Genomic DNA, 20,228 nt, shown 5'->3' with positions numbered 1-20,228 from the left:
TATGAGTCCATCCTCTTGAACATCCTGCATGTACGAAAAAAATGAAAAACCGCCTAGCAGTGCTTCTTGCACTACCAGGCGGCATTGAACTTTTATTGTTTAAAAGTTGTAAGGAATCGTTTAACCGTTTCTCCATATTCGTTCGTAAAGGTCTCATAAACTTTGACTTGAATTGGGAAATCCAGTTGACCGGATCTCGCACTTAGGTCAATTGTGTTCGAACCACTGTACAATCTTCCTTCGCCTGACAAATCTTTCGTCGTTTTTCCAACAGGATTGCCAACTTTATCGAATAATTCAAAGGATAGCTTGTTGTTATACTTATCCACTGTTACCTGTTTATCCGGTTTGATGTCCAGCTCCAGCTTCAACTTGTAATCGTAGGTCAAGGAAGCTTGATAAATCGCTGAGATACTCCAGTCCTTAATATTGATCTCGTAAGGGTAAACATTAAGCACTTTACTCGTTGTCTCGTTAGTCTGAACGGGCACCTTCGCTGTTGCGAGCAGCGACTTATACACCGTATCTCCGCTAGCCTGCTGGCTGTATAAGTTCATCTTCAAGCCCTCGCCTGTTTCGGAAGCAGGAAGCGCATAGGAATAGCTGACCACATAAGAAGCCTTAGGAACAACACTAAGCGCAGTTGCCGCCTGTCTTCTTCCTCCATAAGCAAAGCCGTCTTTACTTACAAGCTCCGTTTGTATCGCTGGAATAGGGACTGGACGATCACTGTTATTCGTTAGTTTAAATTTGGCCACTGCCGTATTGAATCCATCATCTTCATTGTTTGTGACATGCAGTTCAACAAGCGACACATCAACATTGGAAGGTACAAATTTATTCGTTGAATCCAGTTTAACTGGTGTTCCTAATGTGTAGTCTGGAGCCGGAATGACGCCTTGTGTCGCCGCTCCAACAGGAAGTAAAATGTTCGCGCGCCCAACACGGTAGGTATCTTCTTGCATTTTGCCATCCCCCTGCGAAGCGAAGAAACTCTCCGGCGTCACGACATTCAAACTCGTGAATTCGGTGTCCAAATCGGTTGGGATCACGATATGAATATACTTTTTCTCACCCGGATCAAGTACAACGGAAGCTTCGGCACGATCGCCGGAATAAACCTTGCTATCCGTCTTGCCGTCGATTCCGAAATTCGGAACGGTTTGGCGTTCATTCGTTGGATTGACGACCTGAATTTGCACAACAGTAGACACGCCTTTGGCTGTGATTTCCTTGTGAATATCCACAGGAATAAATCCTACCGATGTCCTCAGAGATGGCAGTGTGAAAGCCTCTCCCCACTTCAGAAGCGCAGAAGCTTTGGTAATCGTGCTGTCACTGCCTTTCCACACGAGCGCCGCGTCAACCGGTACGCTCAGCAGTGTTGTTTCTTTTTTCGGATATACTTCCATATCCACATCTACAAAGCTAAGCTCGCTAAGTTCAGCATCATCGCTGCGTTCTGCATTCGTTAGATAGCTAAGCTCTTGCTGCGTCTTCGGTAGTATCGACTTTGGATTTTTGGCACTCGGCTGCAGCGTATATTCAACGCCATCCGCCATGCGAACGCGCAATTCATAATCAGGGACACGAGTTATTTTATCGGTCGTATTTTTAATCCGAATGACTGCTCCTAGCTTCGTTGTATCCGATTCATGCTCGTTGAGTATGCTTTTGATCTCCACTTCAACTTTATCAGTCAGCGCATAGCTGGTATTCGTGCTTGTTTGAGCGAAAACTGCCGAGCTCACACCCTCCGCAGCCCATGCAGGAAAAGAAGCGGTAGTTAAAAGTGCAGCGGATAGTACAATAGTGGCCAGTGATCTCTTCATTTTCTTATTCACGTAGTTCTCCTCCTTGAGCTCGAGCTAGTTGCTCACTTTAATTTTATCTTGATCTTTCAGTTGGTGCTGTCCGGAGATCACGAGCATCTCGCCTTCCTTAACGCCGGATAACACTTCTTGATTCGTTTCGTTTAAGCGACCAAGTTCAACCTTACGTTTTTGGACAGTTTCCCCGTTCACGATATACACAAAGCTGTCGCCGCCTTCGCGAACGATACTAAGGCTCGGGATAACCGGTACGATTTGTTCATCGTCTTTGGTAAGCTCGACTTGGGCCTTGGAACCTGGTTTCAACTTACCATCAGGATTCGGGACTTCCAACTCCAGATCATACGCCTTGGATTGACCATTAATGACATCAGATAAGTACGTGACTTTAGCGCTGGCTTTATCAGTAACATCTGGTATGTAGAAAATCAGTTCGCTTTTACCTCGAACGAGAGCAGCCGATGCTTCGGTCAATTGGGACTTGATTTTCACCGGGTTCGTCTGCTGCACTTCTCCGACACGACCGCCTGGTGACAAAGTTTCACCAACTGTCACATTGAGATCCGTTAGCACACCGGAAGCAGGCGCTTTTACATCGAGGTTGCTTAGTGTTCTATCGATGCTGCGCGCGCTAACCTGTGCTGACTCCAGACTAGTTTCCACTTGTGCAAGGGAATTCGTCTCTTGCGCAGTTTTCAGCGTTCTACGTGCGCTCTCCAAATCTTTTTTCATATTGGTTAGCGCTGTTTCAGACTGTTCTAACTGCGTTTTCGTTGCTGTACCTAGATCGTATTCATTACGAGCCTTGTTATAAGCCTTCTCAAGATCGCTAACGGCTGTCTCTAATTTGGACACCCCGTCTTTAGCATCAGCAATTCCGTTGGCTGTCTTCTGTTTAGCTTCAACAAGCCCGGCCTGGGCTCCTTTAATACTCACGGAATTCAAATCTTTTTGTATCAAAACATCGGTCGGATCTAGGCGGAACAGCACATCACCTTTCTCAACTTTATCTCCGCGTTTCTTTAGAATCTCAATAACTTCCCCGCCTGACTTAGGCACAACATCCAATTGAATGGAAGAGACAACGTCTCCTACTTGCTCAATCGGATTACCAATCTTTTGTTTGGCAATTTTAGCCGTTTTCACAACTTTAACTCCTTGCTCGGCAGCCGTTGCCGGCGTTGCGCTCGGGCTTGCAGCAGGTGATGCGGAACATCCTGCGATGATCGCCGCGCTAAGCGCGACGGCACCGAATAATTTGGCACTTTGCTTAATCGTAAACAACTGACGTTTCATATTCGATTTCTCCTTTTCCCCTATTCAGCTTATTGAAGCGCAGATGGTGATTGCTCCGTTTGTATGGTTGACGATTTCCCTTTTCTTTTGAACCAACGACGTTCTCTCTTTTTGAATAAAATCTCGTACATAATCGGTACAATGACAAGTGTTAGCAGCGTTGAAGTCGTAAGTCCCCCAATAACAACAACCGCCAATCCTTTGGAAATAATGGTCCCTTTGGATAAACCTAAGCCAAGCGGCAAGAGGGCAATAATCGTTGCACCTGCCGTCATAATGATCGGTCTTAAACGTGTAATCCCTGCTTCAATAAGTGCATCCCGAATGGAATAATCTTGTTCTCTGAGCTGCTGTACACGGTCTACAAGTACAATCGCGTTCGTTACAACGATACCGATTAACATGAGGAATCCGATGAGTGAGGTAACATTAATAGATTCTCTTGTAATCAGAAGCCCTAACAGCCCCCCAATGGCCGCAAGCGGCAGTGAGAAAAGAATAGCCAGCGGCGCTCTTGCGTTACCAAATGCGATTACCATGACGATGTAAACGATGAAAATGGATGCAAAGATGGCGACAAACATTTGCATAAAGCTTCTGTTAATATCATCAGAAACCCCTTTGACTTCACGTGAGACCCCAGACGGCAGCTCCAGCTTTGCCAATTCAGCCGTTATTTTTTGGCTCACGCCTCCTTTATCCGTACTATCAATTTTGGCACTTACACTTACAATTTGTTCTTCATCTTCACGACTGATGCTATTAGGCGCGTCAATTTGCGCAATATGAGCGACTTCATTTAACTGGATCGTTTGACCCGTAGGTGTTTTGACCAAAAATGTGCCTAATTTGTCCACGGAATTTTTATAAGTTGGATTAAGCATAACTTTGGTTGCATAGGTCACATTGTTAAACTTCAAATCTCCGAGCTTTTCTTCTGCAATCCAGGAACTAACAGCTTGTAGAATTTGCGCTGAAGATAGTCCGTACAATCGAGCCTTATTTTGATCGACCGTAATCTCAACTTCCGTTTTAGAATCACTCAAGCTATCTTTGATATCATTTATTTCTGGAAACTCTTTCAGTTTATCTTCCACCATCTTAGCAGCTTGCTGGAGGTATAACTGGTCATCACCCTTCAGCGAGTAGGCAAAATCAGAACCTGTTGATGTTGGAGGTCCACCCGTAAACAACTGGATGTTGACATCCGAACCTGGCGGCATCAATTTCAGCATATCTTCTTTGTAGATTTTGACAGCCTCTGTCGCATCTGTGTCTGCGGTTAATTCAAAGAACATCATCGCTCTATAGGCATACCGGTCGCTGCTTTGGTTATAACCAACCAGGGATTCGATATACTTGAAAGCAGGATTGCCCAATTTATCTTTATGCTGCTTTAATTCTCTTTCGAGTTCTTTGGATTTTTCATTCATCATCTCAATAGATGTTTCGCGAGGCATTTTTATTTCAATAGCCCCTTGTTTGACAGCTTCACTGTTTGGCATGAAGGCCACCGCTAAATTCGGAACAGTAATAACAATAGAAAGAATAAGGGCCACGCCGGCTATTAAAAGCGTTTTGATACGGTTGTTTAAAGACCAGATGATCGCTTTCTTATACTTCTCACCCATCGGTCCAATATGATGTTCGTCGTGGTTGGTAAGTTTGTTGGATTTAAGCACCAGCAGCTTCGCCAACATGGGAATGACAGTTAACGCAACAATTAATGAAGATAAAAGAGCTACAACCAGCGTTATCGCAAAAGGACGGAAAACTTCGCCGACAACCCCGCTTACGAAGCCGATCGGACCAAATACACCTACGGTTGTAATGGTTGAGGACGTAATCGCACTCGAAACTTGTTTCGTTGCTAATCGAATAACGGATTCATTACGTTGTTGGGCCACTTGCAACTGACTATAAATATTTTCGATAACGACGATACTGTCGTCTACTACCCGTCCGACCGCGATCGCCATACCCCCAAGCGTCATGATATTCAGGGAAATGCCCAATGGTCCCATGACTAACAGCGTGACGAGAATCGATAGAGGAATGGAAACGAGTACGATCAGTGTCATTCGTATATTACGAAGGAACAGCAAGATCATGACAGATGCCAGAATCGCGCCTAAGCCGCCTTCTTGGACCATTCCATGGATAGAATCTTTGATATCGTTGGCTGAGTTATAAATTTTGTGGAATTTCACGCCAGGCAAAGTCTGAGCCCAGTCTGCCATTAATTTATCTGCGCTATCTGCAAATTCCACGGCGTTGGCCGCTTTGGTTTTGTACAAAAGCACGCCGATCGCCGGTTTATCGTCTAATCTGGCAATAAACTTGGATTCGCTAATGGCTTCAACTTTGGCTATCTGCTTAAGGAGTAGCGTATCACCTGTTTTTGTCGTGATTTTCAAATTGTCCAAATTGTAGATGGTATCCATTTCGCCTTTCACACGAACCATCTGTTGGTTACCATTGAAATCCACTGTACCTGCAGGGCTGGAAACCAATGCTGCCTTAATGGATCCAGAGACATCCGCTGGAGTTAAACCATAGTTGTTAATCGCAGGCGCATCCAGCTTAATCGTTAGTACTGCGTCTTGGTTACCGACAGAGTCAACATGGTCAACCCCTTTAAGTCCATTAAAGCCTGGAAGAATTGTATCCTTGTACGCATTATCCAGCTCTGCTTGGTTCATACCCTCGTCACCATATACGGCTAGATAGTATACCGGTTCGGAAGCAAAGCCGGCTGTTAACACCTTAGGCTTCTCAGATCCCTGCGGAAGCTTAACATTGGAGATTAAGCTCTCAACGTCCTTCTTCACATCTTCCGGCTTCTTATCCTGTTCAAGCTCCAAAATAATTTGTGAGTAATTATCCTGTGAACTTGAGCTAAGGGTCTTTAACCCGTCTAAGCCTGCAACCGCCTTTTCGAGCGGCTTCGTAACTTCATCCAGCACATCCTTAGGAGGCGCTACGTATGTAGTACTTACAATGACGACCGGAAAAGTAATGTCTGGAAAGCTTTCTACCTTGAGCGTCGTTGTGGAGTACGTACCACCTACGACCAACAGCAGCATCAGGATGAAAATTGCTGCTACATTTTTCATTGAAAAATCGGTTAACTTGATCATTCTCACTTCTCCCCTATCACCAGCTTTAATACTCTGAGACACTCACTTAACCATCATACTTGGAATTTCTTAACAAAACATAAAATTACAATGGAAAATTTATGTTTTTTTTCGGTCTGGGTTTATTATATATCGGGCTATGTATAAAAACAGGTGAGTGAAGTCATATTTCAGTCATATGTTGGTCATATGGCGGGCAATCCTGTTATGACTTCTTATGACTGGACACAAAAAAGGGCTGCTCATTGGCTTTATCAGACCATTTGAGGCAACCCTTAGATGTATGTTATTAATCCGTAGTAATAAACCAATCCGCTTTCTGAGAAGCAACTAACTTTCGTTGCCCCTGGAATTCGTCGTACACACTAAGTGTATATTTTTGCAGGAATTTTGTATTAAAAATAAGGCCTTCATCGGGGATCGAGATTTTGAAATTCTCTCTTTTCCCAAGTCGCATCTTCGTATCCTCATCCCCCGTGGAATCTCCATTGAAGACGTCAAAGTCTTTGAAATCGAATCTTCTCTCAAAACGTTTAATTCCGCCGCCATCTTCAAATACAAGCAATAAGTTGTGGCCTTCGGTATTAATTTCAGTCAGTTTCTCTTTCGTTAACTCGTAGTTGAATTTGAGTGTAAATACTTTATCCTCAATACTCGTCCCAATTTTATTAATGCTAATCGTGTAAGGGAATAAGTCCACATTCTTAAGTGTATCTGCCACTTTCGTATTCTCCGCTGGCAGTGTATAGGCAACTGGATTTACATAGGAATCAGCAACAGCCTTGTCGCCTTCCGACAGTTTGCCCTCCGTTACGGCTTCGCCAAGTAGCAAATTCATGTTCTCGGTTGAGAAGCCTTTTGGCACAGGCGCCCAAACGTTAAGCAGCCCTTTTCCTGTTGGAGAAATTTTATTCTTCACTTCCGCAACAGAAGCCGGGAATACAGTTCCGTCCGGTGACCGGAAATTCGCGACAAGCTTGGTGGCGTTCGTGAATCTTTTCTCCAGGTTAGTCACCTCAACCATGGCTGAATACATGATGCTTGTTTTGTCCTCGTAGGTCGATACGCTCCTAATCGCATACTTGGCTTTGCGCCCAACATCCGTCGACGAATAGGATTCGCCCAGTCCAACCATAGGAACAGCTTGAAGCTCAGCTTGTGTTGAGAACTCCAGGACATCCGTTGTTGTTGTGTTTGTCGTCTCTGTCCCCGTAGCCGGTTCATCTCCCTCATTCTCTTGGAGTACAAGCTTCACTTGAGAGAACTCATACGTATACGGCAATTTGCCGGCAAGCTGCAGGTTAACGCTCGTACCCGCTCCAAGCCCAATCACTTTAGCTGTCTGGATAAGCTTCGCATCGATTTTGACCGCATCATCCAGAAGGAAGTAACCGGATAGTTTCGGAATGGGCAGCGACTCATCTCCCTTATTGCTTAGTACTAGATCCGCTGTCAGTAGATCTTGATCCTCCCAAGGAAGACGGTGAAGACCACCTAGCTGAGCTGTGTATACACCCGACTTATTCGTGAAAGAATACTCTTTGCCAATTGAACCACCTTCTTGAGACGATACGGCAGGAAGTTGGAAATTGGCTACGGCTACATTAAGTTTCAAATCCGCAATCGTGTCCGCAATGGCCAGCTGCCAAGCATCCGCGGCTACCGCTACGGGAATGGAACCGGAGAGCTGAATTTCTTTGCTTTCTTTTGGATTAATTTTCAAATCCTTGATCCCTTTGGCCTCCAAAGGATACAAGAGCCCATCCTGTGTCCTGATTGAGAATAAGTAAGCGGGAATAGTCACAGCATGACTACCTACATTCTCCAGCGTCAGGTAAACCGTGGGAACATGATACTTCTCGTTTTTGTTGCTGACGAACTTTTTAATAGAAGCGCGTACTTCCACGCCGCCAATCGAAATGGTGCCCGTACCTTCAGATGGAACGACATCCGTATAATTCTCCGGTACAGCGACCTCTCCAAGCACCCGTTCGAAATTCGTTTGGCTAAAATCCCACTTGATGAATTGGACTACAAGGTCCTGAAGATTCGTACTTGGATTCACCGTCGCATAGAATGTTAAATCTGTTGTAGAACCGGGGGCTACCCGGTTCTTATCCTTATCAGCAGGCAGCAAGCGCGCTGAGAATTGATTGCCTGATTTACTTTTCAATCTAGCCCAATAATCAATAAATTGCAGTTCACTGCTGCCTTCATTATGAATCGTAATCGTGAAGGTTGCGATCTTGCCGCTTTGATCAGGTAAAACATGAATCTGCTTTAATTCAAAATAGCTGCTATTCGTAATCGGTACCTTACCTATCGCCATGGTTACGGCGGCTGGACTGCCATCTGCCCATACGGGTGTTATGGCGCCAAATGCCATTGTGGCAGACAAAGCAATTGTGGCCGCATATTTGTAGCCGAACTTGATCTTCATGGTGTGAATGGCCTCCTTCATCGTTGTAACTGTCATCTGATCGTTAATGGTTATTAACCGGCTGGCACTGCTTGCATAGTCATAGGTTTCGGTGGTTCACCTGGATTTTCCTTCATTTGCTTCAGCATTGCATCGCCTTGGGTTTGCCATTCTTTCAGTGCCTCACGAGCCGTCGTTTTTCCTTGTAAAACATTATTAAACAATTGATGGCCAATTTCTTGGACTTGATAAATGTTCGGCTTATCACGGTAAATTTTGAAGTTATTATCCGATGGCGCAGGAATTACATTGTAAAATGCTTCCATATGGAAGTCCAAACCATCTTTCGGTTTCAAATACTTAGAACGCGCAACTAAGTTATAAGAGCTGTATGATTTCAGTTTTGCCCAGTCATCGCCATTCACGAATTTAATGAATTTCCAGGCATCATCTGGATTTTGCGCTTTCGCGTTAATCCCCATAATCCCATTCATATAAATGGAACCTCCCACGCCTTTCGCTTCAGGATGGGAAGGAATTGTTACAACATCCCAATCAATCGGTGTAAATCCTTTGTAGCTGGCAGCGTTTTTGTTCGCATTCGTAATTTGTTGAATTTGACCGTAATTAATAATTCCCATCGCCAAGCGGTTCGACATGAAATCGTCATAGGCAAAAGGATTTTCTTGATCGAATTTCCGATTCATCCCCTTTTGTGGATCCATAAGCTCAGGGAACACATTGTCTTTTTGCAGCTGTGCCATTTTCGTCCATACTTTTTCCCACTGATCCGTATCCACCGTCATCTTATCTCCAGCATCATCAAACATCTTGATTTGCAGAGGAGCCGTGTACATTTGCATGCCATAGAACAAATCGCCTTGAGCTTGCGTTGAGAATGAGAAGCCGTTCAATCGGTTCTCTCCTTCCCCTTTGGTCAGCCGCTTGGAAAGATCAAACACCTCATCCCACGTCATGCCGTCTTTCGGAAAATCAACTCCGGCATCCGTGAACATTTTCTTATTATAAATCAATGCCGAGGACGAGAAAGTTGGCGCAAGTGCATACAACTTACCGCTGCCCGCATTTTTGATGCCATCAATGACAGCTGGCACAATGCCTGTCGTATCGAACTTATCTTTCGTAATCAGTGGATCCAGTTGCGTTAGCATATTGCTTTCAATAATATCCGGCAGCTGTTCGAAGCCGACCATCACGACATCCGGCGGGTTATCCCCCTGCATGACCTCTTTCAGTTTCTCCATCGGATCCGGCATCTTCTCACCAGGCTGCACCCCGCCATAGCGATACTTATCATCCATCGTTGGAATCATTTCAATCTTAATATTCGGGTTGGCGAACTCAAATATTTCTGTAAACTGTTGTCGGAAATACTCATCATCGCCGAACCCCATGGATGTGGCGATCTTAAGCACCCGCTCCTGTTTATCGTCTGCTTTCTCACCCTTGGTACAAGCCACTGCGAGGGGGACGACCATGGCCAAGGTCAAAGATGTAGCGACCATTTTACGTGTAATTGATTTCATTTGGATTTACCTCCGTCAGTATGTGAATTCATTTCCTTACCCCCAAAAGTCGGTATGGCTTTCGGCGCTTTAATCATAATTTTCTCGCCATCAAACTCCATCGTTGCTTTGCCTTCGATTTGCAAGGCGTTCAAATAAGCTTTGGGCACTTGCAAGCGGCCTGCGCGGTCCAACACAACAAACTCTTCATGATCCTTATTCGCAAGTCCACCCGCAATACCCGTCGTGCCTACAAGTGACGGACTGCGCGCAATAAACTCTGAACTCGTCATTCCATCCCGGATGGCAACGACTCGCCCCACTTTTCCGGCCATGGATAAATCATGGGTAACAATCACAATCGTAACTCCCAATTCTTTATTCAGACGCTGAAAAATGTTTAGTATCATATCCGCCGTTTTGGAATCTACGGACCCCGTAGGTTCATCGGCGAGCAGCAGCCTTGGACGATTTGCAAGCGAAATCGCAATAGCAACACGCTGCTGTTCGCCTCCTGACAGCTCTTGCAGTTTATTGTTCAGCCGATGGCTAAGCCCGACCCATTCCAGCAATTGCTTGGCATAGGCGGGATCATATTTCCCGCTGAGCATCATCGGCATTTCTACATTCTCGAGTGCGGTCAAATAGGAAACGAGATTGCGGGCGTTATTTTGCCAAATGAAGCCGACTGTATGCCGTTTGTATTCGACCAGCTGCTTATCAGTGATTTTCAACAAATCCCAATCGCCGACTTTCACTTGCCCTGCGGAAGGACGATCCAGGCCGCCCAAAATGTTCAATAATGTAGACTTACCGCTTCCGCTGTTCCCGATAATGGCCATGAGCTCACCGGCGTCAACTTGGATGTTCAATCCTTGCAAGGCGACAACTTCCACTTCGTCTGATTTGTAAATTTTGACTAAACCTTCACAAGTAATCATTCTATTTCTCCTCCCCGAGCTTCACAGCTTGATGAACACGCAGCCTTCTAATGTGCAAGAACAGCAGCAAAGCTCCTGTTGCCATCATGAAAGCTACAACGAAATAGAGCTGATTGGTGTCTTTGGAGTCGAAAACAACCCGGAAAGGCGGTACCTGAGTCTTCACATTCTGAGAAGTTTGCAAGAAAGGCAAAAAGAAATAGCTCGTCAGTTTACCTATCGCAATTCCTAAGGCAATCGATAAACCTGCTGTAAAGCCTTGCTCAAGCAGCAGCATGCCTGTCAATTGCTTGCGGGAAAGCCCCATCGCGCGAAGGACCCCAAACTGCACGACACGACTTGATAGATTAAAGAACCAGTACAACATATAGCCGATTAAAGACACAAGGACAGATACGAGAAATCCTAAGCTTAGAATCCCGAAAACTCCGCCTCTGGCTGGAAGCTTATTCTGGACAATGAGCTCATTGCGAACATCCTTCACAGAAGCTAACTCGATTCCCTTTTCTTGCAAAGCAGTAACAATCGGCGCCACTTTCGCGTCTGGTTTCATTTTCAGCCAAACTTCATAAGGAACCATAGGCGCTTGATCGTATACATAATCCAAATTTGTAATGAAAAATGGCGTCTGATCGGGATACTGACTTGGCCAGTACGGAAGAATGCCGACAATGACAAATTCCACAGGCTGCTGGCTAATGGTAATCGAGAGCAGATCCCCTGCTTTCAGTGCATACTTACTTGCATAATTAGAAGGAATAATGACCGCTTGCTCATAGCTGCCAAGCAAATTCAAATATTGATACGGAGGAGCTGGAAATAAATCTGGCCGGAACCACCCGACTTTGGCAAAATCGACATTATCAATGCCCATGACAAGCCCTTGCCCCGTCGATTTCCCGGAAACCACGACATTGCCTTTGGTTTGCAGAACTCTTGCCGCTGCCTGAACGCCCTCAAGCTCGCGAAAAACTTGAAATGGCGGCTCGACATAGCGAATCTTCGATGGTGTTTCCTCTCCTGGATTTCCACCACCTTGACCGCCCTGACCTCCTTGGCCACCGCCAGCACCGTTTCCTCCATTACCGGAACCACCATTGCCGCCGTTATTACCTCCTGAGCCGCCGCCTTGAGAGCCACCAGAATTTCCACCTGCATTAGGATCCTTCGGCAGATCATCGGAGAAGCCTTCCCATACGGTTTGCAGCACCACATCCGTTCCATACTGATAGAGCGTTCGCTCTGTGGAATTCAGGTCAATCGTGCGTGCCGCTGAAGAATTGTATACGCCGAGTCCCAGTGTAAGAATCAACAGCAGCATTAAAGGATAGTAAGCTTTGGCCGACCGGGAAAGCTGCACAAGTGTTAAGTAGAGAGGCACCGGAAGGAATCTCCGCCCAAGCCATCCAAAAAAGCGCAGCAGCCACGGGAATATTCGTAAAAAGAATAATCCCAACGCGAAAATCGAAAGTGCAGGCACAAAAAACAATAGCGGATGAACTTGCAGTTGATCGGTCGTTAGGCCAGTCTGTACTGACAACACCTGACGCTGATCAAACAGGTAAAAGCCATAACCAACAACACCGAGCAGTACAATGTCTAAAAACCAGCGCTGCCATAGTGGAGATCGATCAGATCTAGCAAGAAGCTGCTTATAGTTCACGATTGAAGCTTTAGCGAAAAGAACGGCAGGAATTACACTTGCCAGGATAGCGATTAGAACAGCAAGCCCGCCGTACAGCAATGCTTCCTTGGTAAAACTGACTGGAATTGATTTTCGGTCAACAAAAGTCAGGAACCCGCTGGAAGAACCTATACTCTTGGCCATGAACCAACCCATGAACGGTCCAACCACCAACGCTATGATCCCTAGCGATAAACCTTCCAGAAAATAAATGCCAATGATTTGCTTCGTACTGCCGCCCCTGCTTCGCAAAGTGGCAATAACTCCCCGCTGCCGATCCAGTGATTGTCTGGCATTCATAACAATGTAATAAAAAACCATGGCAATCATAGGTGCTGCTAACGTAAATAATAAAATTTGCATCTGCAAGCTCTGCGCCTTAAACTCAGCAAGCATCGGCTTGAAGGAAACATCGACCTTCGTATTTTTGAGTTTCTGGAACAGGTTGATGTCCAACCTCTCCAGACGGTGATCTAACGGTGACAACTGACTTGTTTGAATATTCCGCAGGTCGAAAGCATAATACCAATTAGCCAACTGAAGCGGAATTTTCTTCTCTGTTAACAACGTCTTCATAAAAACATCATCACTTACGATAAGTGAGTTAAGTAAGCCCTCTAAACCTTGAAACCAATAGGCATCCGTTTCATTTTTTGGCTTGAATGAGCCGACAATCTTTACCTTAAGCAGTTGACTGCCTCCTGCGCCAGAGACCGAGTAGTTGAACACATCGCCGATGTGCAAATCATTCCGGTACAGAGCTTCATCCAAAACAACAGCTTCCAGAATACCGTTCTGCACTTGATCCGAAGCCATTTGACCGATAGACCAGTCCACGTGATTATTCAGCTCACTCCATGAAGTAAGCGCCATTTGCCGCCTCTTGCTGGGATCTACTTTCGATGCATCAACAGGAGTTATTTGAGCTGCTTTGATCGTGTAGCTTTTGGCGAACGTTGCAACCGGAAACCCAATTTCTTTGGGAATTTCTTCCCCTATGTACACATTGACGTCTTTCAGCTCGTCTAACCCTGCACGTTCCGTCCCAACCGCTTGATAGCGCATAAGCACGGATCCTGCCGGAAGTCCGCTGCTCTTCTCTTCGAGCGATTTGGCTACGACTCGCTTCAGCGACCCGTCCGCATACATCGGTATGCTCGTTGTGAACGCAACAGCCATAATCAAACCAAGTAATGTGCTGAGCGTCAGCCAGCGGGTATTCCACATTTTCCGAAATAAAAACCTCAGCATGGGAATAGACATTAGCGACCAACTACTTTCTGTCCGGCGGTAAGACCTTTTACAATCTCCACATCCGTTGACGTCTGTTGACCGATTTCCACATCAACTTCCTTCTTATTTCCCTGATTATCAACCACTTGCACATAATTCCGGCCGGAATAGGAACGAAGCGCCGCAAGCGGTATCGTTGTCGCGTTTTCTTTCCTTTGGGTAATAATTGTCACGCTAAGCGGTGTTCCACGATTCAGACCTTTTGGAAATTCATCCAACTGAACGACTAAATATTGATCGATGGAATCCTGTTTCCCGTCTTGCCCGCCTCCCGGGAAGCCGCCGTTATTATTTCCTGCCGCTTGCGGATTCGGCAGCTGCTTGACCTTGCCTTTGTGCTGTCCGGCAGAGTTAATATCTACTTGGACATCCATCCCGATGGAGACTTTCTTCGCATCGTCTGCGCTTATGCTTGCCGCCACCGTCAATTCATTCAAGTCCGCAAGTGTTGCGACGGACTCATCTGACTTCACCGTGTCGCCTTTCTTCGCTGTAACCGATACAATTGTTCCGCTAAACGGTGCAAGGAGTTTCGCTTTACTCACTTGGGTTTCTAGCTTCGTGAGTTCCTCCCGCTTCAGCTCAAAATCAATCTTCGCCTGCTCAATTTGTTCCGGCGTCATTTCGTCCGCTTTCCGCAGCGTTTCGATCATCGTCAGCTCATCTTTGCGGGTTTCTAGCTTCTTCCGCTTCAAATCGCTATCCATATCCGAAACGTCCAGCTCAGCAACGGGCTGGCCTTTCTCAACCGAATCGCCATTTTTCACGAGAATGGCACTGATCCGTTTGGAAGTCATATCTTCGGAGAAGAACAGCTTCTCTTCCTGCAGCGCCATCAGACGCCCGCTCCCTCTTACTTTCGTCTCAAGTGTTTCTGTTTTCACCGTGTATTCAGGCTTCTTGGAAAGTTTAGGCGGATTAATGCTTGGAAGCGCCTCTTCTTCCTGTTCCTTTGGCAGCAGCGAGCAGCCGGAAGATAAAATAAGTGTCGTACAGATAAGTAGTGCAGTTACGGGCTTTCTCCAGTTAGGAGACGAATTTCCCGTCCACCATTTCGTAAACATGATCGGCAACCTCCAAAATCGTAGGGTCATGGGTCGTCATACAAATTGTTACCTGCTCCGTTGCAATCATACTGCGAAAAACGGACATGATTTGTGCTCCCATCTGGGAGTCCAGCTCTGCCGTCGGTTCGTCGGCCAAAATCAATGAAGGTCGATGCGCAATCGCCTTGGCAATGGCAACACGCTGCTGCTCACCGCCAGACAGCTCGAAAGGACGATGGTACATTCGCTTACCAAGCCCGACGAGTTCAAGACAATAGGCTACCCTTTCCTTCCATTCAGACCGGGGAACACCCGCCATGCGAAGCGCGAGCTCCACATTTTCCCATGCTGATAACAACGGCATTAAGGCATACGATTGAAAAATAAAGCCGATCTCCTTTCGACGAACTAACGTTCGCTCATTGTCGCTTCCTAAATGAAAAGCATGATTTAGGAACATGATTTCTCCTTCATTCGGCTGATCAAGCCCCCCAATCAAATTCAAAAGTGTTGTTTTACCTGAGCCTGAGCGGCCTTTAAGCATCACAAGCTGAAGCGGTCTGAGCTCCATCTCAATACCTTTGAGCACCTCTAAACGTTCGCCACCGACTTGAAAAGAGCGATGAACACCCGTTACCGTTAACAACGGCGAATCTTGTGTGTGCGGAGCTGCTTGCAACTCGTGGTACTGCAAATCCTCTGTACCTACTGGCTCAGCCCTGTTATTTTTGCGAAACCAATTCGCCATATGGTACTTCTTCCTTTCATTTCCAAAATAACCTGTATGATAAATTAGACGAAGGATGTTTTCAAAAAGTTCCACGAAACTGAAAATTTCCTGAAAGTTTTTGAGCACGAATGTTCTTATGTATGAATCTATTAAAATATACTATCATTTGTAAAATAATGTTATACAAAAAATACCTAATTTTATCCAAAAAAGGACCATCCTGAAAGTCCTTACAGACTTTTAAGATGATCCTTATCTAAATCTACTTAAATCTACCGCTTCTACTCCATAGCCGTATTTCGCAGCACCATATGAATATGGTCCTCCCAAACACCATGAATTTTCAAATATTTCAGCGCTAAGCCCTCCTCATAGAAACCCAGCTTCTCCACAACCCTCAAAGAGGCAGCATTACGTGGCATGATGTTGGCTTCAATTCGGTGCAGCCCCATAACCTCAAAAGCATAACCAATCATTGCCTTGACACCCTCCGTCATAAGCCCTCGATTGACGAGACTTCCATCCATTCGATAACCTAAATGGCAGGATTGAAAAGCTCCTCTGACAATATTGCTTAGAGAAATCGACCCAATCACGCTGTCTTCGTACAACATCCATACTTTCAGCAGCAGGCCGTCCTCGATCAGTTTAACTTCTTTCTCAAGTAAATCAGCTTGATGCGAATTCGTATAATACAGCTCATTGCGCTCAATTTCCCATTCCTTCAAAAAAGCACGATTGCGATTCACATAATCAAGCACCAGCTCAGATGAAGCTGGATCTAAACGAACCAAAGACATTCGTTCTGTTTTACAAACAAGCTGCATGTTTACTCCTCCTAAACCGTCGCGGTTCCGTTTATTTGGCTTTACAATAATACCCGCTTGCCTTAGCTGCATGCAACTCTCCTACAAAATGTGAAACAGCAGCATTCATTTGCAGGATTTTCCCGCCCTTTGGGGAAGTTAAAAGAAGTAGCTTATTTAGAATTGCTTACAAAGAAGGAGAATACCGACATGATTGAAACAATCAAAACCTATTTGGAAGAGCAAAGAGACCAACACATAGAGGAATTGATGCAATTTTTGCGGATTCCAAGTATTAGTGCTGTTGCCGAACACCAACCGGATATGAAGCGCTGTGCAGATTGGGTAGCTGAATCCCTAAAAAATGCAGGTCTAGAAAATATTGAAATTATGCCTACAGGCGGTCATCCAGTCGTTTATGCGGACTGGCTGCATGCGGAAGGTAAACCGACCGTGCTAATTTATGGACACTATGACGTTCAACCGGCTGACCCAATGGAATTATGGAATACTCCGCCTTTCGAGCCTGTCATTCGTGACGGGAAGCTTTTTGCTCGTGGCAGTACCGACGATAAAGGTCAACTTCTGCTTTATGTAAAAGTGGTAGAAGCTTTCCTGCGCACACAGGGCAGTCTTCCAGTAAACGTGAAATTCTGCATTGAAGGTGAAGAAGAAATTGCCAGTAAAAACCTCCCTCCCTTTGTAGAAAAGTACAAAGACAAATTGCAGGCTGACGCTATTACCCTCTCGGATACTCAGATGCACGGCCCTGGCAAACCGGCGCTTATGTATGGTTTGCGTGGTCTTGCCGGTTTTGAGATTACAATCGATGGAGCGAACAGCGATCTGCATTCCGGGCTATTTGGCGGGGCTGTCCAGAATCCGATTCATGCTTTAACAAAGCTGCTAAGCTCTTTTCATGATGCCGATGGCCGGGTAGCCGTCGAAGGCTTCTACGATCGTGTCATTGAGCTTTCAGACAAAGAGCGCGAAGCTTTTAAACAAGTTGAACCTAATGAAAATAAAGTCCGTACCGATCTAAATGTAGACAAGTTATATGGGGAAAAAGGATTCTCGTTCTACGAACAAACAACGTCCAGACCCACTTTGGAAATAACTTCAGTAAGCGGCGGTTTTCAAGGTGAAGGGATTAAACCGATTATCCCGAACCGTGCTTCGGCCAAAATTGCCTGCCGTCTCGTTGCCGCGCAAGTCCCGGATGAGATCATGAATGCCGTTGAAGCGCATATACATGCCCAAGATTTGCCTGGCGTTAAAGTAACTCTCGATCGTCAACTACGCGGCAATCCATTTATTACGCCAATCGACGATCCCGTCATGGTTGCAGCTGCAGAAGCCTTTGAAGATACTTACGGCGTTTGGCCTGTGTACACCCGAAGCGGAGGCTCTATTCCAATCGTGGAAGTGTTGGGCCGCGTGCTGGACGCCCCTGTTGTTCTGCTCGGCTTTGGCCTTCCGGGTGAGAACTTGCATGCACCTAATGAGCATTTCCATTTGATCAATTGGGAAAAGGGAACGGAGACAATCAGTCGCTTCTGGCTGAAACTCACTGCACGAAATGAGAAAGCATGAGAGGAATGAGCGAACATCATGAGCACAACCAATCTATCTCTCCGCGATGCCAACTTGGAAGATCTCGCGGATATCGTACGTATTTATAATTCAACCGTCGCAGGGCGTATGGTTACTGCAGATACGGAACCCGTTACGACAGCCAGTCGTGAAGGCTGGTTTCATGAACACTCCGCCGATTTCCGGCCTTTATGGGTACTGGAAAATGGCAGCGGAATCTGCGGCTGGCTTAGTTTTCAATCCTTTTATGGCCGTCCGGCCTATAATGCCACGGCAGAAGTCAGCATTTACATAGACGAAGCGTGCCGCGGTCAAGGAATCGGCCGGTACCTCATGGAGCAGGCTTTAGAAGCTTGTCCAAAATTAGGGCTTAAGACTTTGCTCGGCTTTATTTTCGGCCATAATGAACCTAGTTTGCAGCTTTTCCGTAAATTTGGTTTTGAAAATTGGGCGCATCTGCCTGGCATTGCCGAGCTTGACGGAATCGAACGAGACCTGATTATTCTTGGTAAACGGGTCGGTTAGCAAGCAGCAACGCGAATAGCGCTTTTTCCTCTTGTCAGCGACATGACATCTACGACAAAATGGAAAAGCGCTATTTATTTTTTAGCGTGAAAGTGCATCTCTATTCTTCGGTCTTCAACGCCTCTACTTCAATCTCAATCATTAACCTGGGATCAATTAAAGCTTTCACCTCAACCATTGTTGCCACAGGCTGAACTTCCCGGAAAAATTCCCCGTGCGCACGGCCGAATTCTTCCCATAAGGAAATATCCGTCACAAACATCCGCGTACGTATGACATCCGACATGGTGGCTCCAAGTTCTAAGAGTGCTTTCTCTATCGTCTCAAGCACATAACGCGCTTGCTCATAAGCGTTGCCTTCTCCAACGACTTCACCATCCCTCATCGCTGTTGTACCAGCGACCTCAATGCGATTCCCTACTCGGATTGCGCGGCAATAGCCTACTGTTGGCTCCCAAGGCGAGCCTGTAAATACTTTTGTTCGAGTCATCACTCACTCAACTCTCCTTTTACAGATAAGATGCAAGATTAACGCGCAAACCTTCCGATACTGGCATAAGCGGCAAACGAAGCGTACCCGATTCAATGACGCTTTGCTGCTCAAGCAGCCATTTCAGTGGAGCTGGATTAGGCTCTTGGAAAAGCAGGCGGATCAGCGGAAGCAACTCTTCAAAAAGCACCTTGCTTTTCTCCTGCTGCCCTGCCAAAAAATGGCGGTAAAACGCTATAAACCGCTCTGTCTGCACATTCGCAGATGCGCTCATTACCCCCTTTGCTCCGGATTGAAGAGCCTCGAAAAGCAACGTATCTTCTCCGCACAAAATCGGCTTCGAGCCCAATCTAGTAAGCTCCGAAACTAACTGAGTGTTGGGCGTACTGTCTTTCATTCCAATCACACCATCCAGTTCGAGAATCGTCCGAACCGTATTGAGTTCTAATTTCACCCCTGTACGATGAGGAACTTCATAGAGAATCACGGGCACACCCACACTCGCAACACGGCGAAAATGCTCAATAATTCCTTGCTGACTAGGCTTATTATAATACGGTACCACGACTAAAACACTGTCAGCGCCAAGTTTTCCAGCTTCTTCCGTCTTACGTACCGTAGAACGTGTATCATTCGTGCCCGTACCCACTACAAGCGGGACATGCACATGGGCTGCATCTCGGGCAGCTTGTGCGGTTGCAAACATAACGCCTAGTTCATCACTCGCAATTGTCGGGGATTCCCCTGTCGTTCCATTCACGACAAGGCCATCAATCCCGTCTTGAAACAAATTGTAGGCAAGATTATAAAAGGAGGCAGCATCCAACTCACCTTCCTCATCAAAAGGCGTGATGATAGGAACATACACACCATGCAAATCTTTTTCTTTTAACATATAAGCCATCTC

14 protein-coding genes are annotated in these 20,228 nt (G+C 45.9%); 2 read left to right on the top strand and 12 right to left on the bottom strand.

Features of this window, described 5'->3' with window-relative positions:
* Nucleotides 1-92: 92 nt before the first annotated feature.
* From ACUN27_RS13975 to ACUN27_RS13930, 10 genes are all read right to left on the bottom strand, one after another.
* On the bottom strand, nt 93-1,844 hold the full coding sequence (locus ACUN27_RS13975) for a hypothetical protein (protein WP_315951356.1): 1,752 nt from the start codon (nt 1,842-1,844) through the stop codon (nt 93-95).
* A gap of 24 nt (nt 1,845-1,868) precedes the next feature.
* Nucleotides 1,869-3,128: an efflux RND transporter periplasmic adaptor subunit gene (locus ACUN27_RS13970; protein ID WP_326062137.1), complete on the bottom strand. Its 1,260-nt coding sequence runs from the start codon at nt 3,126-3,128 to the stop codon at nt 1,869-1,871.
* 29 nt (nt 3,129-3,157) lie between these two features.
* Entirely contained in the window at nt 3,158-6,268 is a 3,111-nt protein-coding gene (locus tag ACUN27_RS13965) for an efflux RND transporter permease subunit (RefSeq protein ID WP_326062136.1), read from the bottom strand.
* 289 nt (nt 6,269-6,557) lie between these two features.
* The gene (locus ACUN27_RS13960; protein WP_326062135.1) at nt 6,558-8,708 is read right to left on the bottom strand and encodes a COG1470 family protein; all 2,151 of its coding nucleotides are present in this window, start codon (nt 8,706-8,708) and stop codon (nt 6,558-6,560) included.
* 53 nt (nt 8,709-8,761) lie between these two features.
* Nucleotides 8,762-10,234, bottom strand: coding sequence for an ABC transporter substrate-binding protein (locus tag ACUN27_RS13955; RefSeq protein ID WP_315951360.1), 1,473 nt, complete (start codon nt 10,232-10,234; stop codon nt 8,762-8,764).
* Nucleotides 10,231-11,154: an ABC transporter ATP-binding protein gene (locus tag ACUN27_RS13950; RefSeq protein WP_315951361.1), complete on the bottom strand. Its 924-nt coding sequence runs from the start codon at nt 11,152-11,154 to the stop codon at nt 10,231-10,233. The genes ACUN27_RS13955 and ACUN27_RS13950 overlap by 4 nt, the downstream gene beginning before the upstream one ends.
* 1 nt (nt 11,155) lies before the next feature.
* The gene (locus ACUN27_RS13945) at nt 11,156-14,101 is read right to left on the bottom strand and encodes an ABC transporter permease (RefSeq protein ID WP_326060532.1); all 2,946 of its coding nucleotides are present in this window, start codon (nt 14,099-14,101) and stop codon (nt 11,156-11,158) included.
* Nucleotides 14,101-15,195: an efflux RND transporter periplasmic adaptor subunit gene (locus tag ACUN27_RS13940; protein ID WP_315951363.1), complete on the bottom strand. Its 1,095-nt coding sequence runs from the start codon at nt 15,193-15,195 to the stop codon at nt 14,101-14,103. The genes ACUN27_RS13945 and ACUN27_RS13940 overlap by 1 nt, the downstream gene beginning before the upstream one ends.
* Complete coding sequence (locus ACUN27_RS13935) at nt 15,158-15,925, bottom strand: ABC transporter ATP-binding protein (protein WP_315951364.1); 768 nt, start codon at nt 15,923-15,925, stop codon at nt 15,158-15,160. The genes ACUN27_RS13940 and ACUN27_RS13935 overlap by 38 nt, the downstream gene beginning before the upstream one ends.
* A gap of 263 nt (nt 15,926-16,188) precedes the next feature.
* On the bottom strand, nt 16,189-16,734 hold the full coding sequence (locus tag ACUN27_RS13930) for a GNAT family N-acetyltransferase (protein WP_326060533.1): 546 nt from the start codon (nt 16,732-16,734) through the stop codon (nt 16,189-16,191).
* Nucleotides 16,735-16,923: 189 nt separating this feature from the next.
* Here ACUN27_RS13930 and ACUN27_RS13925 point away from each other — a divergent pair, with 189 nt between their 5' ends.
* The gene (locus ACUN27_RS13925) at nt 16,924-18,306 is read left to right on the top strand and encodes a dipeptidase (protein ID WP_445559052.1); all 1,383 of its coding nucleotides are present in this window, start codon (nt 16,924-16,926) and stop codon (nt 18,304-18,306) included.
* Nucleotides 18,307-18,324: 18 nt separating this feature from the next.
* Nucleotides 18,325-18,831, top strand: a complete 507-nt coding sequence (locus ACUN27_RS13920; RefSeq protein ID WP_315951367.1) for a GNAT family N-acetyltransferase — start codon at nt 18,325-18,327, stop codon at nt 18,829-18,831.
* 100 nt (nt 18,832-18,931) lie between these two features.
* On the opposite strand, the gene ACUN27_RS13915 is transcribed toward ACUN27_RS13920, so the two are convergent.
* Both ACUN27_RS13915 and dapA read right to left on the bottom strand, forming a co-directional pair.
* Entirely contained in the window at nt 18,932-19,321 is a 390-nt protein-coding gene (locus ACUN27_RS13915) for a RidA family protein (RefSeq protein ID WP_326060580.1), read from the bottom strand.
* Nucleotides 19,322-19,340: 19 nt separating this feature from the next.
* Nucleotides 19,341-20,216: a 4-hydroxy-tetrahydrodipicolinate synthase gene (gene dapA, locus ACUN27_RS13910; RefSeq protein WP_326060535.1), complete on the bottom strand. Its 876-nt coding sequence runs from the start codon at nt 20,214-20,216 to the stop codon at nt 19,341-19,343.
* Between the last annotated feature and the right edge of the window lie 12 nt (nt 20,217-20,228).

This window comes from Paenibacillus sp. WC2504, from assembly GCF_052682475.1.
The sequence above is the reverse complement of the archived record's forward strand: the minus strand, read 5'-3'. Positions and strand labels throughout refer to the sequence as shown.